This is a genomic window from Arthrobacter crystallopoietes (assembly GCF_002849715.1).
GTDB classification, from domain to species: Bacteria; Actinomycetota; Actinomycetes; order Actinomycetales; family Micrococcaceae; genus Crystallibacter; species Crystallibacter crystallopoietes.
In genome coordinates, this window is the sequence record NZ_CP018865.1 from 88,192 (window position 1) to 112,398 (window position 24,207).

A 24,207-nucleotide genomic window follows, 5' to 3' on the forward strand; every position below is an offset into this window, starting at 1 on the left:
CATGCAGAACAGCGCTCTTCTCCTTCCCCTCAGCTTCATCCCGGACCCGACACCCGTAGTTCCTCCACAGGCGGAGGGCCTGTTGACCGTCCTGGACTGGGCGTCCGGTATCGGCCTCGTCCTCGGTGTCCTGGGCGTGATCATCGTCGGCATCGGCATGGTCATCCAGCTGCGCCGGGGCGAAGGCGGAGAATCCATCGGCAAGCTCGGCTGGGTCCTCGCCGGCTGCATCATCATCACCGGCGCTTCAGGCATCGTCCGCGCATTCGTCTAAAGCAGTTACCGGAAGGAGGATCATCATGAGCGGATCCAGGCAAGAGAACACCGAACAAAATCCCTTTACCCGCCCCGGGTTCATCACCTCGGCCGCCCTGATCCTGGCGATAGTTGCCGCCGGAATCGTGATCTTCTTCGTGCCGAGGGGAAGTACTGAAGCCCAGCCACAGGGCAACCCTGCGGCACCGGATGCAACCGGCAGCTCCGCCCCGGCCTCCGGTCTTGAGGAGAGCATCTGCGGCCTTCCCGAAAGCGACAGCACCGCCTTGGGTGTGGCCCCGAAAACGACATGGGTTCTCCAACACGGAATGGCTGTGCCGTCCGACCCTTCCACTGTTGGACCGGGAACAACGGACTCAAACGGGCTCAAGTCCTGCTTCGCCCACTCGCCGGCCGGCGCACTCTATTCCGCAGCCAATATCTGGGCAACATCGTTCTATGGTGACGCAACGCTGGTCTACCAGGACCTCACCGCTGACAGCCCGGCCAGAGACGCTGCCCTCCAGGCAATAAAAGCAGGCAACGAAATTGGAGGTGGAAGCGCACCGAAAATGCAGATCCAAGGCTTCATCATCCGCAGCTACTCGCCCCGGACAGCGGTAGTCGACCTCGCGGTAAAGACCGAAACCGGTGCGCTTGGATCACTCTCGGCGTCACTGGTCTGGGAAAAGGGCGACTGGAAGCTGGAGCCTCCTGCTGCCGGCGGGAACCCCTTCCGGCAGATCCCGGATATGGGTTCCTACATTCCCTGGGCCGGAGTCTGACATGGCGGACGATGAACAGTGCAGCTGGTATGACCTCATCTGCTCCGGTAAATCCGCAGCAGAGGACGCCATCACCGACGTCGGAAACAACGGCATCGAATACCTGGGCCAGGCCATCATTGAAGCCTTGAGCAAAATCGTGACCACGCTGGCCACATTTTGGGTCGATATGCCCACACCGAACCTAACAACCCCCGACGGTGTGTCCCCCAGCGTCACTGTTGCCTTCCTGGAGAACGGCTTAGCCCTCTGGACCTTGTCCCTGGCTGTCCTGTCGGTGATCATCGGCGGCACCCGCATGGTCTGGGAACAACGCGGCGCACCACTGAAGGACCTGCTCCGGTCCTTGCTCACGCTCACCCTGGTCTCCGGCATGGGCCTTGCCGTCATCGCCATCCTCGTGGAAGCCGCGGATGCCTTTTCCAGGACAATCATCGATACGGCAACGGACGGCGAAGGATTCGCCACCGCCATAAGGGAGATCGCAGTCATCCAGGACGGGGACGCGATATTCCTGCTGATTGTTCTCGGCCTGATCAGCCTGCTGACTTCCTTGGTCCAGATAGTGCTCATGATTGTCCGCGGCGGCATGCTCGTCATCCTTGCCGGCATTCTCCCCACAACGGCTGCCTTCACCAACATGGAGATGGGCAGGCAATGGTTCCAGAAGGCCGTGGGATGGACCCTTGCCTTCATCCTCTACAAACCCGCCGCTTCAATGGTCTACGGGGCAGCCTTCGTGCTCATGGAATCCAATATCGGGGAGGACGCCCTGCTCGGTTCCATTACCGGGATCTCCCTCATGATCCTCGCCGTCCTCGCCCTCCCTGCTCTGATGCGCTTCGTCACTCCTCTGGTCGGCGCTGTTGCTGCCGGGTCAAATGGAGGTTCAGGCGCCGCCGCGGGAGCTGCGGTCGGTGCACTGGCCACGGGAGCAATCAACCTGGGACGCAGCGGCAGCGGACGCGGCAGCGCATCACCGACTCCGCCAAGCCAGCCCCCTGGATCCGGCACCGCGGGCAAGGTCAACACCGGAGCCAGCAAGACCGGGCAGAGCGGCGGCACCGCAACGAACGCCAAGCCGACTCCCGGCGGTGCGGCGCAGAACTGGTCGAAGGGCGCGGCAGCGCCGACGGCCGCCTCCGCAGCCGGAGGAGGTTCGTCCGGGGCAGCCGCCGGACCGGTAGGGCTGGCAGCAAGTACCGGAATCAAGCTGGCAACGAAAGCCGGCGAAGCCGCACAAAAAACCGCGCAGGACTCAACCGGGGAGGGCCCCAGTGGCAGCAATTAACACCGAATACAAGGAACCGTCCTACGGAAACTGGCGGGTCCCGCGCTCCGCAGGCCTGGCCAACCTCGGCGCCATCGGCACCGGCATCGTCATGGCCGGACTTCTGCTGGGCATCATCAGCTTCGCCATCTGGGGGCTCTTCGCCGGTCTGGGCGTCCTGACAGCAGCCGGACTGCTGGTCCTGCTGCTGACAGTCAAAGACAAACACGGGCAATCCATAGTCGACCGCTTCGCCACCCGGATGAGCTTCTGCCTCGCACGATCGGCCGGAACGAACCTCTACCGCTCCGGCCCCCTTGGGATGACTGAGTGGGGCATGTACCAGGTGCCCGGTCTGGCCGCGCAGTCGAGGCTCTACGAGTTCACCGACTCCTACAACCGCCCGTTCGCCCTGCTGCACGTGCCCGCTACCGGCCACTTCACCGTGGTCTTCTCCACCGAACCCGACGGAGCCTCACTGGTGGACCCGGAACAGGTCGACACCTGGGTGGCCAACTGGGGCGGCTGGCTCGCCGGCCTGGCCGATGAGGCCGGGCTGGACGCCGCAGCCGTCACGGTGGAAACCGCCCCGGACTCCGGGTACCGGCTGCGCAACGAAGTCCACCTGAACATCGACCCGAACGCACCGGACTTCGCGCAGGCGATTCTGCGCGAAGTCGTGGAAACCTATCCGGAAGGATCGGCCACCGTCCGCGCCTGGGTATCCCTGACCTTCAACGCGTGCCTGCGGGCAGGGTCGAAGAAGCGCACACCCGAAGACGTGGCCCGGGACCTCGCCTCCCGGATCCCGGGACTGTCGGCCCGCCTGCAGTCCACCGGAGCCGGCATCGCCCGCCCGATGCCGGCACAGGAACTCTGCGAAGCCGTTCGTGTTGCCTACGATCCCCCCGCCGCCCTGATCATCGACCAAGCCCACGCCGCCGGTACCCCGGTATCCCTGACCTGGGGCGAGGCCGGTCCCACCGCGACCCAGGCGAACTGGGAGAACTACCGGCACGACAGCGGGTTCTCGGCCTCCTGGACCATGACCGGGGCCCCGCGCGGGTCCGTGAACTCCTCGGTCCTGTCCCGGTTGCTGGCCCCGCACGGGGACATTGATCGTAAGCGGGTGTCGCTGCTGTACCGGCCGATGGATTCCGCCCTGGCCCCCGTCATAGTGGAGCGCGACCAGAACAACGCGAACGTCCGCATCACCTCCGGGAACCGGCCCAGTGCCCGGGCCCTGGTCGATTTCCGGTCCGCCGAGCAGACCGCCCAGGAAGAAGCCCGGGGCGCCGGGCTGGTGAACTTCGGGATGATCGTCACGGCCACGGTGACCGACAGGGAACGCCTCCCTGATGCCGTGGCCGCCATTGAGCAGACGTCCGGTCCTGCCCGGGTGCTGTTGCGCCGCGCCTACGGCGCGCAGGACACCGCCTTCGCAGCCTCCCTGCCCCTGGGCCTGGTCCTGCCCAAACACAGCATGCTGCCCTCCGAGATTAGGGATGCGCTGTAATGGCCCGCATCAGATTTCTGCCAGTAAAGACAGCAAAGACAGTAGAGAAAGTGATGCAAGCAAAACAAGCGGCTAAAGGCACCGGGTCGACCCGTCCTTCCCGCGGGGCCGGGCCGGGCACCCGCGGCTGGTCCGGACGTGGCGGAGGCATGGCACAGCTCGTCCCCTCGGTGCGTGAGTACAGGGGGACGACGGTCCAGGTCTGCGGGCTGTGGCCGTTTTCCTCCGGCGCGTCCTCGCCCATGATCGGCGTCCCGCTGGGCCGCCATGAAGAAACCCGGGCCACGGTCTGCTGCGACCCGATCAGCTGGTTCCAGCGCGCCCGGCTGATCTCCAACCCTTCCGCCTTCATCCTCGGGAAACCCGGGCTCGGCAAGTCCACGCTGGTCCGCCGCATGTTCTTAGGGCTGTCCGCTCAAGGCATCCACCCGCTGGTCCTCGGGGATTTGAAGGGTGAGCACGTCAAAGCCGTCCAGGCCCTTGGCGGGCAGGTGATCAGGCTCGGCCGCGGCGTCGGGTACCTGAACATCCTCGATCCCGGCCAGGCTGTCGAGGCGGCCGGGCTCCTCGAGGACCACGGCCACCACGAAGCCGCCGCCCGGGTCCGTGCCGACGCGCACGGCCGCCGGCTGAACATGGTCGTCTCGCTGATCACGATCAGCCGCAACAGCCCGCCCACTGATCAGGAACAGACCATCCTGGACCGGGCGCTGCGGGTCCTCGACGAGCGGTTCGAGGGCATCCCGGTGCTGCAGGACCTCCTGGATGTGATTGTCTGCGCGCCGGATGAGCTGCGTCAGGTTGCACTGGACCGGGGCGACATGAAGATCTACCTGCGGGAGACCCGGGCGTTGGAAGCGACCCTGCTGGGCCTGACCGGGGGAGGGAAGCTGGGCGAAATCTTCTCCCGGCAGACCACCAACCCGATGAAGCGTGACCGGGCCGTGGTCTTTGACGTCTCCAGCATCGATGAGACCGAGACCGACCTGCAGGCGGCCGTGCTGCTCGCGTGCTGGTCTTACGGATTCGGCACCGTGAACGTCGCCAACGCCCTCGCGGACGCGGGCCTGGAGCCGCGCCGGAACTACTTCGTGGTGCTGGACGAGCTGTGGCGGGCGCTGCGTTCCGGCAAGGGCATGGTCGACCGGGTGGACGCCCTGACCCGGTTGAACCGGTCCGTCGGCGTCGGGCAGATCATGATTTCCCACACCATGTCCGACCTGCTGGCGCTGCCGGCGGAAGAGGACCGGATGAAGGCCCGCGGTTTCGTGGAACGCTCGGGCATGGTGATCTGCGGCGGTCTGCCGGCGTCGGAAATGCGGCTGCTGACCTCCGCGATACCGTTATCGCGGCAGGAGCAGCAGAAGCTCATCTCGTGGCAGGACCCGCCCGTCTGGGACTCACGCGGTCTCGATGTCGAGCCTCCGGGCCGGGGGAAGTTCCTGATCAAGGTCGGCGGCCGCCCGGGCATCCCCGTCCGGATCGCCCTGACCATCATTGAACAGGCCGGGGGATTGAACGACACCGACACCCGATGGAACAAAGAGCGAATAGAGATGCCCGCGGAAGCACCCATGGAACCGGCTGCTCCCCGGATGCCCGACGAAGGAGGACCACGATGAGTGCTCCGAACCGTAAAGGAATGGGCCTCGGCGATGCCCTGCTGGTCTGGCTCGCCCTAGGCTTCATTGCCGTCTTTGGCGGCGGCACCTACGCGGCCGCGCACGTGGGCTCCTGGATGGCCGGCATTCAGGCCCCGCCTGCCCACCCCATTGACCTGATCGCCGGCCTGGCCAAGGGCCGTGTGCCCTGGCCCAGCCAAGCCACTCTCGCCGTGTCCCTCATGGCCGGCGTGGTCCTCGTTCTGGCCGTTATCGTGCTGGTGGCCTGGCAGCAGGGCGCGTCCAAGCGTGCCCGCGTGGATAAGGCCGCCCGTTACCTGGGCCGCGGGAAGTCGCTGGCCGCGTTCTCCGAAAAGGGAGCGAAAGCCACCGCCTTGCGGCTGGGGGTGAAGGGCACTCCCGGAATCACCGTGGGCAAGGTCGTCTCCACCGGCCGGAAGTTCATTCAGTCCTGGGAAGACCTCAGCCTCGATATCTGGGGACCACGAACAGGTAAATCAACATCCCGCGTGATGCCAGCAATCCTGGACGCACCAGGGGCTGTGGTGTCGACCTCGAACAAGCGCGACGTCGTGGACGGCACCCGTGGCGTCCGCGAGGCCACCGCTGACGTGTGGGTGTTCGATCCGCAGAAGATTGCACAGGAAGAACCGCACTGGTGGTGGAACCCGCTCTCCTACGTCACCGACGAGGAAAAAGCGTACAAATTGACCCAGCACTTCTCGGCCGGCTCCCGCTTCCCGGGGTCGAAGCCGGATGCCTACTTTGACCCCAAGGCAGAAGATATCCTCTCCTCCTATTTCCTCGCGGCCGCCCTCGGCGGGTTGCCCATCACGCAGGTGTACCTGTGGGTGACCGAACAGGTCAGCCAGGAACCCATCGAAATCCTCAGGGAGCATGACTACGAGTTGCAGTACAAGGGTCTGGAGTCCACGCTGAAGCTGGCCGACAAGCAGCGCGACGGGATCTTCGGCACCGCCGAAAAGATGATCCAGTGCCTCAAAAGCCGGAACACGCTGCGCTGGGTCGCCCCAACAGGCGGCGCAACCGTCGCCACGGATACCCGACCCCGGTTCAACCCGCATGCCTTCGCTGCCTCCCGGGAGACGATCTACATCCTCTCCAAGGAAGGCGCAGGCTCCGCTGCTCCGCTCACCACGGCGCTGACGGTGGCCATCGCTGAAGCGATGGAGGAACGGGCCGAGCGCAGCGGCGGCCGCCTGCCCCAGCCCGCGCTGTTCGCGCTGGACGAGTTGGCCAACGTCGTCCGCTGGGCCGGGCTGCCGGACCAGTTCAGCCACTACGGCTCCAAGGGCCTGATCGTCATGGGCATCCTGCAGTCCTGGTCCCAGGGCGTGGAGCTGTGGGGTGAGGCGAACATGCGCAAAATCTGGTCCGCCGCGAACGTCAAGGTTTACGGCGGCGGCGTGGCCGAAGAAGGCTTCCTCCGCGCACTCTCGGACCTGATCGGGGACTACAGCTACATCAACGTCTCAATGTCCTCCGGCAAAAACGGGTCCAGCCGCTCCCGCCAGGAAGGCAAGGAACGCATCTTCGACGTTTCCAACCTTGCGGAGCTGGACCGTGGCCGCGCCGTCATCCTCGCATCCGGTGCACCAGCCACGCTGGTCCGGACCATGCCCTGGTATACCGGCCAACACAAGGAAGCCGTGGAGGCATCCATCACGAAGTACAGCCCGCAGCCGGAGGAAGAACCAGCGCCGGTGGCAGCGGCGGCGAACGCGAATCCGTGGGTGACCGGGTAGGGGAGTAGGGCATGACTATCGACATCGGCCGATTCAGCGAAGCTCCCAGCTCGGACGTAGAGGAAACTGGCGCTGACTCAGGTCAGGAGCAGAAGCCCCCGGAGCTGGTGTACGGCTCAGCCGAAGAGTTCCTGCACGAGCAGCTACTCCCTACCTATGTCCGCGATGTCGACGGCCGCGCAGCCAAATGGTGCCTCGAATGGTATTTCCACCCGGAAGCTGTCTCCCGTGTGGAAGCGCTGTGGCGGGCCTGGGAACACCTTAGACTCGACGGCGCCACCGGTATCAGTGTCTGGTTCAAAGACCACGCAGACCACCACATGAGCGTGCTCCTCGACCCACGCGGGCCGTTCTACAAATGCGACATGCAAAAGCACCGCGACCCCGAACACATGGAACCCCAAAAAGCCCCAAACGGCTGGTTCCCCGATGTGCGAGTCCGGTAAAGGTGACGGTGCCCGGGTTCCTGCTGGACGGAGGTGTCGTCGCCTGCCCGGAGGACGTGGACTTATGCATGATCACCGGCGCCGGCTGGTCGCCGCACTTTGGCGTCAGCATCCCTATCTGGGCTCCCCGGCGCTTCCGAGAGGGGCAACGGGAGACGCAGGACGGGACTACTAGTGGAGATCGCAGGAAAGCCCCTTAATGCATCGTCCCACTCCGCTGAGGAACGGATCAGGAAGTTCGTTTCGAACTGTTTTCCGATGTAGGCGTGTCCAGCCGGTCCGGGCAGGGAATGCGACGTCCGGCATAGATGGTGCTGAAGAGACTCCCGCTCGGGAGCATGGTTGAAATTCCACGGCTGATGCCAGTGTTTGATTCCGCCCTGCCGGCGGACCGTTCGACTGTCTCAGTCCCTGTCAGCCAGCCTTTGAAAATCGCCCTCCAACCCATATTCTGCCCTCGGCCATGGCGGCTCTGCCGCGGGACTGTGCTGGACATATTCTGGTCCTTTCACATACACACCGCACAATCCCGCATCGCCTCGGCGGAGAGGCAAGGAGCCAAAGACGGTGACCTTGGACTTATAGGGAAGCGCCTAACGTTCTCGAGTAGAAGTGCCCTAAATCACTAGGAACTACATAGTATTCCATGCCGCACCCGTGATGTATGCAGGGCTGGGTGCAGCTTGGAACAGAATCGCTTCTATTCGGAGCGTCCGGTTCGTAGGGCGTGCAATTAACCTGGCGTTACCGCTGCAAACTAAGTGACGAGCGGCGCGGGCAAGGCAGGATTAGCGCTTCTGAGGGGACATATTAGAAACCTTCCAAGGGTTGCGCGATAGATTTGACTATGACTAGTATCACTTCGTGGGCAAGAGGCGCCCGGCGGCTTTGCCGAGTCATCGGATGGCAGGAAAACCGATACCGGACATCGAGGAACGTGCCTCCAAGTGAGGCCTAGTACGGACTCACATTCGGAAACTTCGGAACATTTCTCCCGGTTCTTGTCACCTCATCCGGCCGGCTGTGCGCCGCCCACGACGGAAGCAATCTACAGGCACCTTTGCCGAGCCCGGCAGCATGATCAATAGGGGATTCGCACACCATGAGACATCAGATACTGCTCGACGTCGACACCGGCCGGGACGACGCCCTGGCTATCATGTTCGCGGTGCAACATCCTGACATCGATGTTCGCGCGATCACTTGCATTGCGGGAAACACCAATCTGGAGAATGTCGTCGGCAACACCCTGAAAATTCTCGATTTGGTTGACGCTCCGCCCATCCCTGTGGCACTCGGCGCTCGACGCCCCCTTATCGAGCCGCCCCGGGACGCGTCCTGGATTCATGGCAAGTACGGACTTGGAGATGTGGATCTGCCTGTCAGCGACAGGAGCGTCAAGCCGATCCATGCTGTTGATTTGATGCGGCAGTGCCTGCTGGACGCCGACGAGCCGCTGACTATTTTTGCCCTGGGACCGATGACCAACCTCGCGCTGCTGCTGCGAATGTATCCGGAGGTCTCCGACCAGATCAAGCGGATTATCTTTATGGGTGGATCAGCCACGATCGGCAATGCGACGCCAGTCGCAGAGTTCAATTTCTGGCATGACCCGGAGGCGGCAGACATCGTGCTGACCAGCGGGATCCCGCTGACCATGTATGGCTGGGACGTTCTCTGGGGGATGAGGACCAGTGCGGAGCAGATCGCGGAGCTGTGTGCCTCGTCCAATCCCATCCGCCAGACCGCCGGTCGCCTGCTCGACTTCAAGGTCAAGGATCCTTCGAACGGGTCGGTGGTTGTTTACGATGCCATCGGCGACGCCGGCGCCCTATGTGTCATGGTTGCGCCCGAAGCGTTCACCATCGAGCGCTGGCCGGTGCAAGTGGTGTTGTCACCCGGCGCCGCGCGGGGACAAACCCTCGTCGATCGACGCGACATGTCCGGAGAGGACGCCGTACACGACCCGTCGGGTCCAATCCCAGTCATCGACGTGGTCAGCGCAGCCCGCGCGTCCGAGGTACTCACCAACTTCTTCGACATTCTCGGGGGAAGTGAAGCACGCAGGTTCGATGTCGCTGCTGTTTGAATTGCGGAAGGATCAACAGCACGCCGAGGAAAGATCGGTCCTGCTCCGGAGGAGCGGTCTGTATGCCTTGTGCTGGAGAGCCCCACTGCCAGCGCCCCACCGCGACGGCCGCCGGGCAAGCAGTGGGCCAAGCAAGTCCGTTCCTAGACACCGGCAGGCCGGCCCCGTCATGATGCTGCGCGTTCCCGATCCCCCATCGTGATTCGGGGAGCTCACGCTCGCCCGGCGAACCAGCGGTGTAGTCGGTTACGCAGGAGCATAGATCCTCGCCGAGATCGAGGCCAGCCGGATCCGAGGAGTCCCAGGGCTGACTTTTTCCCCCTTTCCAGAGGATCGTGAGGCGATGATGCCCTTACAGGAAGGAGTCTGGGATACCAGCACCGAAGCCACGCTGAGTTCCGCAAGAGGGGCGCACGGAAAATGACCCAGCCGCGCGCGGCCGTACTCATTCGGGCTGGGGTTGTTGCGGATGACCTCCTGGAAGTCGACGCGCGCGAAGCCCGGGGTGAGGTACGCAAGTATGTCCGCATGACGTTGCCGAACCTAGTGCGCATTGCCCTGGTGAAGATCTCCAGGACGCTGTTCTTGAAGTAGGGGCGCGGGTGGGGGGCTGTGACGGGCCTCGCGCTCGACGTCGCTAAAGGCATCGTAGCCGATGCCCAGTACGTCCCTCTCCAAGCCCGCGGTGACCAGGGCCAACAGGAAAGCGGCATTCCCGGACGTCCAGGGTGGTATTCAGGGCGGTAACCAAACCACACCATCTCCTGAGCATCGCGCTCTCCGTAGGCGGGAGTCGCCGGCGGCCAGGGGTGTCAACCTCGAAGCGCCCCCAAGGTAGAGCAGTTCGGGCCCCCGGGGCCAGGCCGTGCTTAGAGACACGCAAGGCACTGATAAAGAACAGCGGCGGGAGTGGTCATGGACCGGTTTTCCGTAGTGTCCCGCACCAGCCCGGTAACCTCGCGCACCTGTGCTGTCCGGCCCGGTGATGCCGGCCCGCGGCCCGGTCCGGTGCTGATCCGGTCTCGGCCGAGGTAGTCCGCGTCCTTTCCATGAGGGCCTGTCCGGAGTGCGCACGCTGCCACCCGTCCCCTGCAGGCGGAACTGGGGCTACGACACTCCTTACTAGAATCGTTTCTATTTCGGAGTCGGCCCGGTCTCGCTGGCGGCACTTCCCGTCGTTTCAAGGCTTATTTGGTCAGAGATGGTGCGGCGCCGACCTAAGATCGGCAGACTGCGGCATAAAATAGAAACCTTCCGAGGGTTGCGCAATAACACCGCTTATGAATAGGATCACTTTGTGTGCAAGAGGCACACGGTGGCCCTGCAAATTGGCGGGGAAACCCTACACCGACGTCAAGGAACGTGCGTTCAGTGAAGCCTTTAGAGAAGCGTTTATACTCGATCAGGTTCGGTGGTCCCAACGGATCTGATTTGGGGCCCTGCCTGTGGAAGGGTGCAACTCGCACCGGCGTGCTGAGCACTGTGGCGCCGAAAACGTCTACGCCGGTCTTGACGCGATCAGCGTCGTGAGCGCTCGGCCCGGGGCTGCCTTGTGCGGCCAGCAGTCGAGCGCTTGGCAATCTGTACAGCCCGTTCTAAAGAAGCGAACACAGCCGAGGAGCACAAGATGGCACTGAAATTCTGGGTGACGACCCCGTTCTTCTATCCGGACATGACTCGACCTTGGTCGGAGGTCTTGGACGGGATGATCCGGATCGTCGACGCCGCCGAGGAACTGGGGTTCGAGGGAATCACGATCAATGAGAACCAGTTTCAGAACTACGTGAGCAACCCCTCGGCAATGATGTTCGCAGCAGTCGCCGCAACGCGCACCAAGCGGTTGAGGATTGTGCCGGGCGTGGTCGTTCTGCCGGCGTACAATCCGCTGTTGGTTGCCTCGGAGATGAGCCTGCTGGATCATCTCGCGCCCGGTCGGATTGGCATCGGTGTCGCTCGCGGTGGCAGCCGGTTTCAGCTCGACCGCCTCGGCGTGAAGCCGGAAAACCAGCGTCCGCTCTACGAGGAAGCACTAGGGATCATCCGCCGACTGTTTACGGAGGATGACGTATCCCATGACGGCCAGTTCTTCTCGTTCCCGCCGACCACGTTGGTTCCGAAGCCGACGACCAAGCCGCATCCCGACATTTGGGTCGCGTCGCAGAGCACGGACGGGGTACGCAAGGTCGCCCAACAGGGCCTGAACCTGATCACAGCGCCGAACTACGGGAACTTCGAGCCCTACGGCGACCTGGAGGAGCTGCTCGAGAGCTACAACGACGAGATCGCTAAGACCGGGCTGCCTCGGGGTGAGGTCATGGTGCTCCGCCACACCTGGGTCGGCCGCACAGAGGAGGAGGCGCTGGAGTACTTCGACGATATTGTGAACGAGTACAACCACTACATCGCTCTCGTGAAGGGTGAAGGCACGGTCGAGACGCGCGAGGAGCGCCTCGCCACCCGTGACGTGGGCGAGAGCCGTGACTTTGTTACCCGCGGGAAGATGCGGCCCACAGAACATTCCTTCCCGAAGGACAATCTGCTCGAAAAGTACGCTGATCCGGTCCTAACCACCCCTGATCGCATGATCGAGCGGTTCAAGACCTACGAGGCAATGGGAGTGGACCACCTCGCGTGCCTGGTAGCGAACGGCATGCCCACCGACGCGGTCATCAAGAACATGGAAATGATGGCTGCGGAGGTTCTTCCCGCCTTCGCCGATTAGAACCAGTTCGGAAATAGAACCAGCTCGCTCGACCGGCCTCTGCCCTTCCTGAGCGGTTGGAAGAGGTGGACGCCATTTTCTCGGCCGCGGTGGGTGGCCTTCTGGACAGCACGAGGAGATCAGCAATTGATATATGAGATACGCGAGTACGTTCCGATGCCGGGGCGGCTCGGAGACGTCGTTGACCTGTTCCACACAGCCGTCATTCCACTCTTCGGCAAGCACGGGATGGAGATCTCACAGATGGGTTGCACCAGCATCGGTGACAACTCCTACAACGAGTTCGTCTACACGATGCGGTTTTCCGACCTGGCCGAACTGGAGCGCAAGTGGGGGGCATTTCTTGCTGATCCTCACTGGGCATCAGCGTTGGCCAGCCGTGAAGTGAGCGGTCCCCTCTACCAATCCATTCGCAGACGGATCATCGATTCCACACCCTTCGACCAAATGCTGGCGGTCTCGGATTGATCTCACGATCCGTGGCCATTCCAAGCCCTAGTTAAATCTGGAACGGGCAACAGATATGCGATTCCCTAACAGCTCGATCGGTAACCAAGACAACTACAAGCACTGCTACCACAAGCAGACGGAGGTGAGCACTACCCATGACTGAGCAATTGCGTAAAGCCCCCATTGCGAATTCGGGGAAGTTCTATATTGGCGGAAAATGGGTCGACCCGTCGTCAACGGCCACGATCGACGTGATCGAAGCAGCAACGGAGGAACTCTACTTCACCGTCGCCGAAGCCAGAGCAGCCGATATCGCACGGGCTGTGGAGGCAGCCCGTCGGGCGTTCGACGAGGGTCCATGGCCACGGATGTCGCCGGGCCAGCGCGCCGAGTACCTGCGAGCGATCGCTCAGGCTGTGGCCGAGCGGACCGACGATCTGGTCCAATTGTGGCCCCGTGAGTCGGGGATCCTCGCCAACCTGGTGCCGACCGTCATGAAGGAAGTCCCGGCAGCCTTTTCCTTTTATGCGGATCTCGCTGATCGGTTCCCCTTCGAACAGGCAGCGCCGACCAGCTCGGGCGAAGGCTTCGGCATGCTCGTCGGGGAGCCCGTGGGAGTTGTCGGAGCGATCATCCCCTGGAATACGCCGATGCCGCTAATCGCGTACAAGCTCGCCCCGGCGCTCCTCGCCGGATGCACTGTGATCATCAAGGCGTCGCCCGAGGCTCCCGGTGCTGCGTACGTGATGGCGGAGATCGCGGAGCAGGTCGGGCTGCCCGACGGTGTCGTCAATGTGCTCGCCGCCGATCGAGAGGCGTCCGAGACGCTCGTGCGCGATCATCGCGTGGACAAGATCTCCTTCACCGGTTCAACGGCGGTCGGAAAAACCATCGCAGGGATTATGGGCGACCGGATCGGCCGATACTCGCTTGAGCTGGGAGGCAAGTCCGCAGCTGTCATCCTCGAGGACATGGACGTCGCCGAGGCGGCTGAAAACCTGGCCAGCGCCGGATGTTTCGTCTCCGGGCAGATCTGTGCATCGCTGTCCCGTGTCGTCATACCGCGCCATCGGCACGACGACATGGTCGAGGCGCTTGCGGACCGCTTCTCCCGAGTCAAGATCGGGAATCCGTTCGATGCCGGCGTCGGGATGGGGCCGTTGGCCACCCAGCGACAGCGTGAGCGGGTCGAAGGCTACGTCGCTATAGGTAGAGCCGAAGGTGCAACACTCGCTACCGGAGGCAGGCGGCCCAAAGACCTCGACCGGGGCTGGTTCGTCGAGCCGACTGTGTTCGGGAACGTCGACAACTCCTCGAAAATCGCTCAGGAGGAGATCTTCGGGCCCGTGATGTCGGTCATCCCGGCGGCGGACGAGGAGGATGCGATCCGGATCGCAAATGATACGGTGTTCGGGCTCAACGCGGCTGTTTTCACTCACGATGCCGACCGGGCGCGAGAGGTGGGCAGGCGTCTGCGCGCCGGGACGGTCGGTCAGAACGGCAACCGGGCGGACTTCGGGATCGGGTTCGGTGGATTCAAACAATCCGGCATCGGCCGTGAGGGCGGCGTCGCAGGTCTGCTCCCGTACCTGGAGAACAAGACAATGGTCTTCGACGAGAAGCCCCGTCATGCACCTGCCTAAGTCCAGATCGGAATCCACAGTGAGCAACTCCAGCGAGGAGGGCGCCGCCCGATGTCTCCATGTCTTTGACATGGACGGCACCCTCCTCCGGAGTACTGCCACCATCGAGTTGGCCCGCAGCCTGGGCCACCTCGAAGGGGGACAGGAGATCGAGGAACTCTGGTTCGAGGGGAAAATCACCGATACCGAGTTCTGGTTGCGGCTTCTCGATATGTGCAAAGACGCAAGCGCTGCTGACATCGACGAGGCATTTCACAACGCACCGTGGATGGCCGGCATCGTGGAAACGTTCGCGGATATCCGTTCTCGGGGCGAAGCGGTGATCGTAATCTCGCAGTCACCAGCGTTCTTCGTTCGCCTGCTCGAACGCTGGGGTGCCCACGAGACCTATGGCTCGGCAGTGGAGCTAGGCCTCCCGCTGTCGGAGTCCGCCACCTTGCTGGCGGAGACGAAGGTTGCGATCACCGAGTCAGCTCTCGCGACTCGGAATTTGAGTGCGCAGCAGTGCGTGGCCTACGGGGACTCTTCGAGTGACCTTGGCCTTTTCGCTTCGTTGCCGCACACGGTCGCGGTAAACCCGACTCCAGAACTGGAGGCGCTGGCAGCGACGCGGTACGTGGGGACCGACATCCGCGAGGCGTACTCGCTAGGTCGCCAACTGATCGCTAAGTCGAACAGAGAGTATGTAACGTAAGGGAGTTGAAGGTAGATGAGCACGTCTGGATCGTCGATTAAGGTTCTGTTCGTAGGAGAGTCGTGGATCAAGCACACGATCCATATGAAAGGCTTCGACCAGTTTCACTCGACGGAATATGAGGAGGGTGCGGGGGTTTTCCTCGGGTGCCTGGAAGACGCAGGTTACGAAGTCACCTATGTCCGCGGTCACGAGATCACATTAAAGTTCCCCCGGTCCGCTGAGGAACTCGACGAGTTCGATGTGGTCGTGATCTCGGACATCGGTTCCAACTCCTTCCTGCTGCCGGACGAGACCTTCCTGCGGTCGGAGGCGTCGCCGAACCGGCTCGGGCTGGTGGCGGACTTCGTACAGCGGGGTGGCGGACTGGTTATGATCGGAGGATACCTTTCCTTCACAGGGATCGACGGCAAGGGCCGATATGGGATGAGTCCGCTCGCCGGCCCTTTGCCGGTGACGATGTTGCCGTACGACGACCGCGTCGAGAGGTCGGAGGGGGTTGAGGTGGAAGTCTGCGAGCCGGAGCACCCGGTCCTCGGGGGGACACCGTCCGAGTGGCCGCAGCTGCTTGGCTACAACCGGCTCATTGCAAAGCCGGACGCCACTGTCGTTGCACGGGTAGGTGAGGATCCGATGCTGGTGGTCGGTGAGTACGGTCGAGGCCGGACGGCAGCATTCGCTTCCGACCTGGCTCCGCATTGGGCACCCCGGGAGTTTCTGGATTGGCCGCACTATGCCGGGATGTGGACGTCCATGCTGTCCTGGGCCGCACAGGTGCCGGCAGCACGGGCGCTTGCGGAACAGGCATCGAGGGTTTAGACGGAGTAACGTGACACAGTTGAATCAGCGGCGCCCCACGATGAAGGACGTCGCAGCGCACGCCCAAGTGTCGTTGAGCACAGTCAGTTATGTGCTCAACGACACCGGACCGGTCGCGCCCGCGCGTCGAAGGCGTGTTCTCGACGCCGTGCGGCTCCTGGAGTATGCGCCCAACGAGTCGGCACGCAAACTCAAGCGTCGCGGCCCGTCGACGATCGGGATGGTCGTACCAGACCTGACCAACCAGTTCTTCGCCATGGTCACCAAAGGGGTGCAGGAGGCGGCCTCGTCCAGGGACGTCCTGGTCGCCCTGGTGGTACCCACAGCCGCGGAGCTGCCCGAGGAGAGGCAGGCCGAGCTGTTGCGCAGCCAACGCGTCGACGGGGTCATCTACCTGTCCGGGACCGGTTCAATTCCTGCCGCCATCTATGAGATCGCCCGGTCCGGACCCGTCGTACTGGTCGACGAACAGATCCCTGGATCAGGGCTTCCTGCAGTCGTCTCCACTGCCCGCAAAGGGGCACGCGAGGTCGCTGCCCACGTCCTGGCCCAGGGACACCGCCGGGTCGCGGTGATCAGCGGTCCACCCGCCCTGTGGACGGCGAGAGAACGCCTGGCCGGTTATCGCGAGGCCTTCGCCGGAGCGGGTATCGACCCGGACTCGATCCCGGTCCTTGCCGGGGACTACGAACATGAGTCCGGACAGAAGTTGGCGGCCCAGCTTCTCTCCGCGGACCCTCGCCCCACAGCTTTGATCTGTGCCAATGACCTGCTGGCTGTCGGAGCGATGGAATGTTGCCGTGAGATGGGGTTGCAGGTGCCCGCCGATGTAAGCATCATCGGGTTCGATGACCTGCCGCTCTCGGTATTCCTCACGCCGCGGCTGACCACCGTGCGCCAGCCGGCGCACGAGATGGGGTTGCAGGCCGCGTCCCTCCTGTTCGATCTGCTGGACGGCTCCCAGGCGGACACAATCACCGAATTGCCGACGACCTTGCAGCTGAGAGAGTCGGTCTGCACTCCGGGGGACGCGGTATGAAGGGCCGGCTCTTGGTCATCGGGGCGCTGAATGTCGACCTGGTGGTCGCAGCGCCCAGGCTGCCCGGGCCTGGCGAAACCGTTGTGGGGTCCGACCTGCGGCGTCACGGCGGCGGGAAGGGCGGCAATTCGGCTGTTGCAGCGGTGCGCTCCGGCGCGGACGTCCGGTACGTCGGCGCCGTCGGAGATGACGATCTCGGGACTGGTGCACTGGCCGAGCTGCGCGCCGAAGGGATCGACCTCACCGATGTCGCGGTCAAGCCCGGATGCGCTACCGGGGCGGCAGTTATCGTCGTAGATTCCTCCGGTGAGAATCAGATCGCAGTAGCGGCAGGTGCCAACACGTCGATGACACCCCAGGATGTCAGTGCCGCAATGGCACGAGCGCGTGGGTGGGCTGGCTGTGTTCTGGTCAGCACGGAGATCTCGGCTGCGGCAGTCACTGCGGCCGTCGAGGCCGCAACAAAGCAGGGGTGCCTGTGTGTGCTGAATCCGGCGCCAGTTGAACCCAGCCTGCGCGAACTCCTCGATCTGGCGCCGATCATCACGCCGAACTCAAGTGAACTGCGAGACTTCTACCGCCTGCTCGGAGAGTCCGGCAATCCGCCGGCCGAGGTCATGGCGGCGAAGGTCGCAGCCCATTCCAGGGCGCCTGTTGTCGTGACCATGGGCGGGGACGGCGTACTGGTGTGTGATCCTGACGGGTCCAGCACCCGGGTGCCGGCTGGTTCCGCACGCCGAGTAGCAGACACGACGGGCGCCGGCGACACCTTCAACGGTGTGTTCGCCGCCAGCCTGGCAGCGGGGGAACCCGTTATTAGCGCGGCCCGCCGCGGCGTGGCGGCCGCGACGTTGTCGGTCGAGTCGACCGGAGCGCGCACAGGCATGCCCCGATCATCGGAGATCGAAGCCGCACTGGCCGCACACGGATAAAGCGCCGCCTCTCCTCTTCAACACGTTGAAGTGTCGGAACAAGGATTAGAAAGGTTTCTACCATGTATTTGTGCAGGAATGGTGCGAAAGTGGGGCTGCAGACGGCCCGGCAAGTCGCTGATCGGTCCACGGACGGAACGGCCCGGTTGGACGGATGTGCAGGACTCCGGGGAGTGGTCAAGGCATGAGCGCCTCACTAGAGTTGGGGTCCCACAAGCGGCTCATGGTCTTCTCCGGCCGGTCGAACCAGCGTCTGGCAGGTGCCATTGCCGACCTGCTGGATATCGAGCTCGGCAAAGTGACTCTCAAGACCTTCTCCAGCGGGGAGGTGTACAGCAGGTTCGACGAATCGATCCGTGGTGCGGACGTGTTCATCATCCAACCCATGTGCGCAAACCCCGAGACCGGCATGAACGCGAACGATGCACTTATCGAATTGATGGTGATGGTTGATGCTGCCGTTGGTGCGAGTGCTCACCGCGTGATCGCGGTGACACCTTGGTATGGGTACTCGCGCCAGGACAAGAAGTCCGCTCCGCGGGAGCCCATCTCGGCGCGAATGGTGGCGCGTGCTCTGGAAGTGACGGGGGTGGACCGCGTGTTGACGATGGACCTGCATGCCGGCCAGCTGCAGGGCTTCTTCAGCATCCCGGTCGACCATATGACGGCCCTGGGGATCCTCGGTGACTATTTCGCTGGCCTGGACGATGATCTCGTCATCGTTGCCCCGGATGCGGGCCGTGTGAAGCTTAACAAGCAGTTTGCCAGCCAGATCGGTGCCGGCCTGGCGATTCTGGATAAGGAACGCCCGCAACAGCAGGTAGCCGAGATCAATACGGTTATCGGTGACGTCCGCGGGAAGACCGCGATAGTCATCGACGACATCATCGACACTGCGGGGACGCTATGCGCAGCAGGCGAAGCACTCAACCGCGCAGGTGCACGACGAGTGTTCGCCGCGGCAACCCATGGCGTTTTCAGCGGCCGCGCATTCGAAAACCTCGCGACGTCACCGTTCGAGCGGGTCGTCGTTACGGACACCATCCCTCTGCGCGCCGGCGCCCCCTCCAATATCGATGTGTTGTCCTGTGCGCCGCTGCTCGCGGATTCGATCCGCCGGATCTTCACCGATGACTCGGTGAGTGCGGTCTTCGGTGGCAAGAACCATACCTTCTGAGGAGGATTGCAGAAATGACAGATCTGGAGACCTTTCGGATGCTGACCGGCGGTGAACTCGTCGAGTCGGGGTCCGCGCGGCGGTACGGCATAGCGGCGGCGTGGACCAAGGACATCCGCCGGGCTCACCGAGGCGCAGCGGCCGTGAAGGCGGGCTCGGTGTGATGGCCGGTGATATTGCCGTCGAAGGCGGGCTGGTCTGGTCAGGGCCGCACGAGCATCATCAGCACGGGCTGGTCTACATCCGGGCCGGGGTTGTGGTCCACGCAGGTCCAGCCGGAGAAGGCATCGTACCGCCGGGGACTCCTCGCCTCGACGCGACCGGGTGCACTGTCATCCCAGGACTGATCGATGCCCACGTTCATCTGACGACGAACTCGGATCACCACAACGTGCTTCCGAGCGACATGTTCCGTGGCCAGGTGAGCAAGCCCGGAAAGCTGCTGCACGGACAGCGGAATGCCCATCGGGCCCTCGCCGCCGGATTCACGACACTGCGGGTCATGGGACATCGGGGTGTCGGTGAGATCGAGCTGCGCGATTTCATCGATGCTGGTCTGGTCGTTGGACCACGGCTCCTGGTCGCGCCGTGGTGGATCACCATGACCAACGGTCATGGTGATCTGTTCTACCCGCCGTACACCCTGCGGGAGCAGTGGGACACTGCGGACGGTGTGGAAGAGTGCCGCAAGCTGGTGCGCCTCCAGGCCAAAGAAGGCGCGGACTTCATCAAGGTCATGGCCAGTGGAGGAATGTCGAAAGGCGAACAGCCACATTGGCCCAATTACAGTGTCGCGGAGCTGACTGCCATCGTCGAGACCGCGCACGATTTGGATCTCCGGGTCGCGGCCCATGCACTGTCCACGGAAGGCATCCGGCGCAGCCTCGCGGCAGGCGTCGATTCCATAGAGCACGGCTCGTATCTGGATGAAGACACCGCAGCCGAGATGGCCGAGCGGGGAACCTTCCTTGTGCCCACTATGTCCTTCAATGACTGGTGCCAGCGCGAGGGAACGGGCCGCGGTCTGAGCGCTCAGGGGGTGGCCGACCTCCGGGAGGCCCACGACCGCACCCTCAAGTCGTTCGCACTGGCGCGTGAGGCCGGGGTCAAGGTGGTCATGGGTACGGACTCCTCGGGGACCCTGTGCCCGTTCGGTGCGCACGCACGGGAACTCGAACTTTACGTGGAGCATGGCATGTCGGCCGACGAAGCTCTCGCCACTGCTACTACGACCGCAGCCTCGTTGCTAGGCCGACCAGATCTTGGCGCACTGCGGGCAGGTGCCGTAGGAGATGTCGTCATCGTGGACGGAAACGTCCTCAGCGATGTCAGCCGCCTGGGTCAGCAGTCCAACATCAGACACGTCGTGCGGGCTGGACGCGACCTCAGCGCGTTTCTGCGCGCCACTTCGGAGATTCTCGACCTTCACTCCGAGGTTGCCACTCGCCCTGCCAGGCCCTGATCCAATACCAACACCCGTCGGGGCGGCACGGAAACGCTCGATGAACCACCGCCCCGAACTACAAAAACAAGGAGATTACGAATCATGGCTCATATTGAAGCGACATTCTTTGATACCCGTTTTGACGATGAGACGTTCAGACCACAGATGGTGGAAGCCCTAACACAGGCGGTTGTCTCCGTGCTCGGTGAGAATGCGGGAAACGACACCACAGTCATCCTGCACGGTGTTGCGCCGTCACGATGGGGGTACGGCGGAAAACTCCTGGGCTGACAGAAGCCACTGACGGCACGGATCGCCTGATCAATCACCGCCCCGAACTACAAGAACAAGGAGATTACGAATCATGCCTCATATTGAAGCGACATTCTTTGATACCCGTTTTGACGACGAGACGTTCAGACCACAGATGGTCGATGCCCTAACACAGGCGGTTGCCTCCGTGGTCGGTGAGGATGCGGCAAACGACACCGCAGTCATCCTGCACGGTGTTGCGCCGTCACGATGGGGGCACGGCGGAAAACTCCTGGGCTGACAGAAGCCGGATATTGGACTAGCCGCCGGGAATGATCCACCAGCAAGTCCTGCGACTTGGCCGACCATAACATTCGACGGCCAGCGCGTAGGACCGGTCCTGGAATGGACTTCCTGCAGCCCGTTGGGAATTTGGCGTGTACCGCAGCTGGGACTCGCGGTTCTGCTGGACGGGTGGTGTCTAAGCATCCGTCACTGTCAGGAGCCACGAGCCTTTGACCGAGTCTGCGGCGGGGCATCCCGGATACTGCCAGCGTTGATCTTCAACCTGTCAGGATACCCGCGTCCTTACGGCACTGGGGCGTTCCCTCAGGCAGTTGCGGAGTCCGAACGGCTTCCGTCCCGTCCTGCGGGCGTCGTCTCGGCACGGGCCAAGGACCGACGCTTCGGGCCTCTTCACGACATCCCGGTCTCCGGTCCCGCCGCGGTCTTCTGCCGCAAGTAACGGTGGTTCTGGGACGAGCCGGCCTGAGGCCGCGGGTCGTTCACCGAGGCCATGACCAGGTGCCCCTCTCCGCGCGCGTTCAACGGCGCGGCTGCCGTGCGTGCTCGTCGATGCCGTGGTCGGCTTGGGCCGCGGCTGCGGCGACCGCCGCGCACGGGACGGGGGTCTCGTGGCGGCTGGCCCGGTCAGCTCCTGCACGTCCGGCAGCAACGCTGCCGGACGTGGATGCACTGGCCCCAAAGCGCTCGGGATCGACGAGTACCGCTCCCTGTTCTGTCCGCCGACGAGTCGTACCCATGGATGCGGATCGAGCCGTTGATGACCACGACCGTGGACTTGAACACGGACCGCGTGCTTGGCATCGTGGACGGCCGCGACAGCCGAGGGCGTGGGAAACGGCTCTTAGTCGGCCCGCTTACTTGGAGGCCCGAGGGGTCGAGACGGTTGTGATCAACCCATCGGCGGCGCTCCGCAAGGCGTTATGGCTGCCCTGGACTGCGGCCTCCGTCGACAGGTTCCATCTGGTCACCTAGTCGAACCAGGCGGCCGCCAAGGCGCGGCAGCGCCTGCGCCAGGAGCTCCAAGGGCCGCCTCGGACCGCCGGTCGCTCCGGGGTAGGGGACCGGCGTCTCCCGCGCGCCCGGAACCCTTGCTTACTGGCGTCCTCCCGCGGCTACCAACCCATGAAATAGAAATTTCGAATCGTTTCTACCCACGTTTCGGTATGTAAATTCGTTGTGAAATCGCGGTAAAAACTGCCTCCAGTCAAACTATTGACATCTAAACTTGAATCGATAATGATTTGTGTCTTAGAGCACACTGTGGAGCCGATGCAGCCGCTAACGGCCCAGGCGGAATCCGTTGTTTGCGGACGCTTGGGCGAGTCGGGCGAGCAAGGTGCAGGAGCTCTGCATTAACACCGGGGTGGGAGCCCGGTTCCAACACAATCCCCTCAACAAGGAAGGCTGTTCGCATGGCTCTTAGTGGAGAATTCGACAACCTCATCTACAACACCGACAGTTACAAGCACTGCCACTACCCGCTGTATCCTCCCGGCACCGAGTACATCTCGAGCTACATTGAGTCCCGTGGCGGCGAGTACCCGGTCACGATGTTTGTCGGGCTACAGGCCTTCCTGCGGGAGTACCTGATGCGCCCGATCACCCTTGAGGACATCGATTACGCGGAGCACGCGATCCGCGAGCAGGGTATGCACTTCAACCGGGAAAACTGGCTCGGCATCCTCAATGACCACGGAGGATACCTTCCGGTCGAGATCGAGGCCGTCGCTGAAGGCACTGTGCTTCCCGCACGCAACGTGTTGGTCCAGCTGACCAACACGGACCCCAAGTACTACTGGGCCACCAGTTTCTTCGAGACCGCGCTTCTCCGCGCGGTGTGGTATCCGACGACAGTCGGCACGATCAGTTGGCTGGCCAAGCAGATCATCAGGACAGCACTAGATCGCACCTCCGATCATCCCGAACTGCTGCGCCACATGCTGCACGATTACGGCGCACGCGGGGTCAGCTCACAGCAGTCCGCGGCGCTGGGCGGGCTGGCGCACCTGGTGAACTTCAGCCAGAGCGACACCACGCCGGGCATCATCGGGGCAAAGAAGTACTACAACGCCGTCGCACCATCGAACTCCGGCCCGAACTCTGAGCACGCCAGCTTCACGGCCTGGGGCCGGGACCACGAGGTCGACGCACTGCGCAACATGCTCAACGTGCACCGCGACAAGGGGGTCGTGCTGCTGCTCACCGACACCTACGACCACGAGAACTGCGTCAAGAACATCATCGGCGGAGACCTCCGCGAGGAGATCCGGAACTTCCCGGGCATGGTGGCAGCGCGGCCGGACTCGGGCGACCCGGTACAGGTGACCGCTGATACGACCCAGTGGCTGATGGACGCCTTCGGCTTCGAGACAAACTCCAAGGGGTTCAAGGTCTTGCCTCCCTGCATTCGCGTGGTTCAGGGCGACGGCATAACGTTCGAGAGCCTGCGGAGCATCTTAACCGAGATGGAGCGCCGCGGTTTCTCGGCCGAGAACGTCCTCTTCGGGATGGGCGGCGGCCTGCTACAGCACTGCGATCGGGACACGATGAACTTCGGCCAGAAGGCCAACGCAGTCCGGATCAATGGAGAATGGCGCGACATCGCCAAGACGCCCACAGGTGCCGGCTTCAAGGTCTCGAAGGCAGGGCGCCTGGCGTTGGTCAAAGTGGACGGCGAGTACCAAACCGTTCGGCGCGACTCGGTTTCTCCAGAGGAGAATCTGCTCAAGCCGGTATTCCGCAACGGCCACCTGCTCAAGAAGTGGGACTTTACCGAACTCATCGCCAACAGCGAAGCAGAGGTGCCCGAGTCCTATTACAACGAAGTGATCGCACCAATGCTGACCACCAGTGAGCAGACCGAAGAAGAGAGGGCCCTCACCGGCGTCTCGGCCTAGCCCGCTGGGGGCAAGTCTCCTGCCCGACCTCCAAACAACCAGTAATGTTCGGAGGTCGTGGCAGGAGACTTACCAGCAACGAC

Annotated in this window: 23 protein-coding genes; 22 read left to right on the forward strand and 1 reads right to left on the reverse strand. The window is 63.2% G+C overall.

What is annotated here, in order from left to right:
* The first annotated feature begins 1 nt into the window (after nucleotide 1).
* From AC20117_RS22455 to AC20117_RS22545, 21 genes are all read left to right on the forward strand, one after another.
* Nucleotides 2-274 (forward strand): TrbC/VirB2 family protein, encoded by a 273-nt coding sequence (locus AC20117_RS22455; protein ID WP_074703610.1) that lies wholly within the window; start codon nucleotides 2-4, stop codon nucleotides 272-274.
* 25 nt (nucleotides 275-299) lie between these two features.
* Nucleotides 300-1,040 (forward strand): DUF8175 domain-containg protein, encoded by a 741-nt coding sequence (locus AC20117_RS22460; RefSeq protein ID WP_074703611.1) that lies wholly within the window; start codon nucleotides 300-302, stop codon nucleotides 1,038-1,040.
* A gap of 1 nt (nucleotide 1,041) precedes the next feature.
* On the forward strand, nucleotides 1,042-2,331 hold the full coding sequence (locus AC20117_RS22465; RefSeq protein WP_236777685.1) for a TrbL/VirB6 family protein: 1,290 nt from the start codon (nucleotides 1,042-1,044) through the stop codon (nucleotides 2,329-2,331).
* Nucleotides 2,318-3,826, forward strand: coding sequence for an SCO6880 family protein (locus tag AC20117_RS22470; protein WP_074703612.1), 1,509 nt, complete (start codon nucleotides 2,318-2,320; stop codon nucleotides 3,824-3,826). Before AC20117_RS22465 ends, AC20117_RS22470 begins: the two co-directional genes overlap by 14 nt.
* Nucleotides 3,826-5,448 carry a helicase HerA domain-containing protein gene (locus AC20117_RS22475; RefSeq protein ID WP_074703613.1) on the forward strand — a complete coding sequence of 541 codons (1,623 nt, stop codon included), beginning with the start codon at nucleotides 3,826-3,828 and terminating at the stop codon, nucleotides 5,446-5,448. The genes AC20117_RS22470 and AC20117_RS22475 overlap by 1 nt, the downstream gene beginning before the upstream one ends.
* A complete protein-coding gene (locus tag AC20117_RS22480) occupies nucleotides 5,445-7,214 on the forward strand; it encodes a type IV secretory system conjugative DNA transfer family protein (RefSeq protein ID WP_074703614.1) in 1,770 nt (589 codons plus the stop codon). The genes AC20117_RS22475 and AC20117_RS22480 overlap by 4 nt, the downstream gene beginning before the upstream one ends.
* 11 nt (nucleotides 7,215-7,225) lie before the next feature.
* Nucleotides 7,226-7,660, forward strand: a complete 435-nt coding sequence (locus AC20117_RS22485) for a DUF4913 domain-containing protein (RefSeq protein WP_074703615.1) — start codon at nucleotides 7,226-7,228, stop codon at nucleotides 7,658-7,660.
* 1,102 nt (nucleotides 7,661-8,762) lie between these two features.
* Nucleotides 8,763-9,749 (forward strand): nucleoside hydrolase, encoded by a 987-nt coding sequence (locus AC20117_RS22490; protein ID WP_074703616.1) that lies wholly within the window; start codon nucleotides 8,763-8,765, stop codon nucleotides 9,747-9,749.
* A gap of 420 nt (nucleotides 9,750-10,169) precedes the next feature.
* On the forward strand, nucleotides 10,170-10,343 hold the full coding sequence (locus AC20117_RS23475) for a hypothetical protein (protein WP_158300510.1): 174 nt from the start codon (nucleotides 10,170-10,172) through the stop codon (nucleotides 10,341-10,343).
* Nucleotides 10,344-11,376: 1,033 nt separating this feature from the next.
* On the forward strand, nucleotides 11,377-12,471 hold the full coding sequence (locus AC20117_RS22495; RefSeq protein ID WP_074703617.1) for an LLM class flavin-dependent oxidoreductase: 1,095 nt from the start codon (nucleotides 11,377-11,379) through the stop codon (nucleotides 12,469-12,471).
* Between the two features lie 126 nt (nucleotides 12,472-12,597).
* A complete protein-coding gene (locus AC20117_RS22500; RefSeq protein ID WP_074703618.1) occupies nucleotides 12,598-12,939 on the forward strand; it encodes an NIPSNAP family protein in 342 nt (113 codons plus the stop codon).
* A gap of 137 nt (nucleotides 12,940-13,076) precedes the next feature.
* On the forward strand, nucleotides 13,077-14,564 hold the full coding sequence (locus AC20117_RS22505; RefSeq protein ID WP_074703619.1) for an aldehyde dehydrogenase: 1,488 nt from the start codon (nucleotides 13,077-13,079) through the stop codon (nucleotides 14,562-14,564).
* A 19-nt stretch (nucleotides 14,565-14,583) separates the two neighbouring features.
* Nucleotides 14,584-15,258 (forward strand): HAD family hydrolase, encoded by a 675-nt coding sequence (locus tag AC20117_RS22510; RefSeq protein ID WP_211482357.1) that lies wholly within the window; start codon nucleotides 14,584-14,586, stop codon nucleotides 15,256-15,258.
* A gap of 15 nt (nucleotides 15,259-15,273) precedes the next feature.
* A complete protein-coding gene (locus tag AC20117_RS22515; protein WP_074703620.1) occupies nucleotides 15,274-16,077 on the forward strand; it encodes a glutamine amidotransferase in 804 nt (267 codons plus the stop codon).
* A 10-nt stretch (nucleotides 16,078-16,087) separates the two neighbouring features.
* A complete protein-coding gene (locus AC20117_RS22520; protein WP_211482358.1) occupies nucleotides 16,088-17,116 on the forward strand; it encodes a LacI family DNA-binding transcriptional regulator in 1,029 nt (342 codons plus the stop codon).
* Nucleotides 17,113-18,048 carry a ribokinase gene (locus tag AC20117_RS22525; protein WP_074703621.1) on the forward strand — a complete coding sequence of 312 codons (936 nt, stop codon included), beginning with the start codon at nucleotides 17,113-17,115 and terminating at the stop codon, nucleotides 18,046-18,048. The genes AC20117_RS22520 and AC20117_RS22525 overlap by 4 nt, the downstream gene beginning before the upstream one ends.
* 184 nt (nucleotides 18,049-18,232) lie before the next feature.
* Entirely contained in the window at nucleotides 18,233-19,225 is a 993-nt protein-coding gene (locus tag AC20117_RS22530) for a ribose-phosphate diphosphokinase (protein ID WP_074703622.1), read from the forward strand.
* Nucleotides 19,226-19,239: 14 nt separating this feature from the next.
* Nucleotides 19,240-19,389, forward strand: coding sequence for a hypothetical protein (locus AC20117_RS23480; protein ID WP_158300511.1), 150 nt, complete (start codon nucleotides 19,240-19,242; stop codon nucleotides 19,387-19,389).
* Entirely contained in the window at nucleotides 19,389-20,687 is a 1,299-nt protein-coding gene (locus AC20117_RS22535) for a metal-dependent hydrolase family protein (RefSeq protein ID WP_236777687.1), read from the forward strand. The genes AC20117_RS23480 and AC20117_RS22535 overlap by 1 nt, the downstream gene beginning before the upstream one ends.
* An 84-nt stretch (nucleotides 20,688-20,771) precedes the next feature.
* Complete coding sequence (locus AC20117_RS22540; protein ID WP_074703624.1) at nucleotides 20,772-20,960, forward strand: tautomerase family protein; 189 nt, start codon at nucleotides 20,772-20,774, stop codon at nucleotides 20,958-20,960.
* 73 nt (nucleotides 20,961-21,033) lie between these two features.
* The gene (locus AC20117_RS22545; RefSeq protein WP_074703625.1) at nucleotides 21,034-21,222 is read left to right on the forward strand and encodes a tautomerase family protein; all 189 of its coding nucleotides are present in this window, start codon (nucleotides 21,034-21,036) and stop codon (nucleotides 21,220-21,222) included.
* A gap of 523 nt (nucleotides 21,223-21,745) precedes the next feature.
* On the opposite strand, the gene AC20117_RS23485 is transcribed toward AC20117_RS22545, so the two are convergent.
* Nucleotides 21,746-21,964, reverse strand: coding sequence for a hypothetical protein (locus tag AC20117_RS23485; protein WP_139186853.1), 219 nt, complete (start codon nucleotides 21,962-21,964; stop codon nucleotides 21,746-21,748).
* 675 nt (nucleotides 21,965-22,639) lie between these two features.
* Between AC20117_RS23485 and AC20117_RS22550 the strand changes: the two genes are divergently transcribed.
* The gene (locus AC20117_RS22550; protein ID WP_074703626.1) at nucleotides 22,640-24,124 is read left to right on the forward strand and encodes a nicotinate phosphoribosyltransferase; all 1,485 of its coding nucleotides are present in this window, start codon (nucleotides 22,640-22,642) and stop codon (nucleotides 24,122-24,124) included.
* Nucleotides 24,125-24,207 lie beyond the last annotated feature (83 nt).

Excerpts from the sequence above, each read along its gene's own strand:
- AC20117_RS22535 (WP_236777687.1), top strand. The coding sequence starts at position 19,389 with ATGGCCGGTGATATTGCCGTCGAAGGCGGGCTGGTCTGGTCAGGGCCG.
- AC20117_RS22515 (WP_074703620.1), top strand. The coding sequence starts at position 15,274 with ATGAGCACGTCTGGATCGTCGATTAAGGTTCTGTTCGTAGGAGAGTCG.
- AC20117_RS22485 (WP_074703615.1), top strand. The coding sequence starts at position 7,226 with ATGACTATCGACATCGGCCGATTCAGCGAAGCTCCCAGCTCGGACGTA.
- AC20117_RS22530 (WP_074703622.1), top strand. The coding sequence starts at position 18,233 with ATGAGCGCCTCACTAGAGTTGGGGTCCCACAAGCGGCTCATGGTCTTC.
- AC20117_RS22550 (WP_074703626.1), top strand. The coding sequence starts at position 22,640 with ATGGCTCTTAGTGGAGAATTCGACAACCTCATCTACAACACCGACAGT.
- AC20117_RS22460 (WP_074703611.1), top strand. The coding sequence starts at position 300 with ATGAGCGGATCCAGGCAAGAGAACACCGAACAAAATCCCTTTACCCGC.
- AC20117_RS23475 (WP_158300510.1), top strand. The coding sequence starts at position 10,170 with ATGACCCAGCCGCGCGCGGCCGTACTCATTCGGGCTGGGGTTGTTGCG.
- AC20117_RS22505 (WP_074703619.1), top strand. The coding sequence starts at position 13,077 with ATGACTGAGCAATTGCGTAAAGCCCCCATTGCGAATTCGGGGAAGTTC.
- AC20117_RS22540 (WP_074703624.1), top strand. The coding sequence starts at position 20,772 with ATGGCTCATATTGAAGCGACATTCTTTGATACCCGTTTTGACGATGAG.
- AC20117_RS22545 (WP_074703625.1), top strand. The coding sequence starts at position 21,034 with ATGCCTCATATTGAAGCGACATTCTTTGATACCCGTTTTGACGACGAG.
- AC20117_RS22475 (WP_074703613.1), top strand. The coding sequence starts at position 3,826 with ATGGCCCGCATCAGATTTCTGCCAGTAAAGACAGCAAAGACAGTAGAG.
- AC20117_RS22490 (WP_074703616.1), top strand. The coding sequence starts at position 8,763 with ATGAGACATCAGATACTGCTCGACGTCGACACCGGCCGGGACGACGCC.
- AC20117_RS22525 (WP_074703621.1), top strand. The coding sequence starts at position 17,113 with ATGAAGGGCCGGCTCTTGGTCATCGGGGCGCTGAATGTCGACCTGGTG.
- AC20117_RS22455 (WP_074703610.1), top strand. The coding sequence starts at position 2 with ATGCAGAACAGCGCTCTTCTCCTTCCCCTCAGCTTCATCCCGGACCCG.
- AC20117_RS23485 (WP_139186853.1), bottom strand. The coding sequence starts at position 21,964 with ATGGGTACGACTCGTCGGCGGACAGAACAGGGAGCGGTACTCGTCGAT.
- AC20117_RS22495 (WP_074703617.1), top strand. The coding sequence starts at position 11,377 with ATGGCACTGAAATTCTGGGTGACGACCCCGTTCTTCTATCCGGACATG.
- AC20117_RS23480 (WP_158300511.1), top strand. The coding sequence starts at position 19,240 with ATGACAGATCTGGAGACCTTTCGGATGCTGACCGGCGGTGAACTCGTC.
- AC20117_RS22465 (WP_236777685.1), top strand. The coding sequence starts at position 1,042 with ATGGCGGACGATGAACAGTGCAGCTGGTATGACCTCATCTGCTCCGGT.
- AC20117_RS22480 (WP_074703614.1), top strand. The coding sequence starts at position 5,445 with ATGAGTGCTCCGAACCGTAAAGGAATGGGCCTCGGCGATGCCCTGCTG.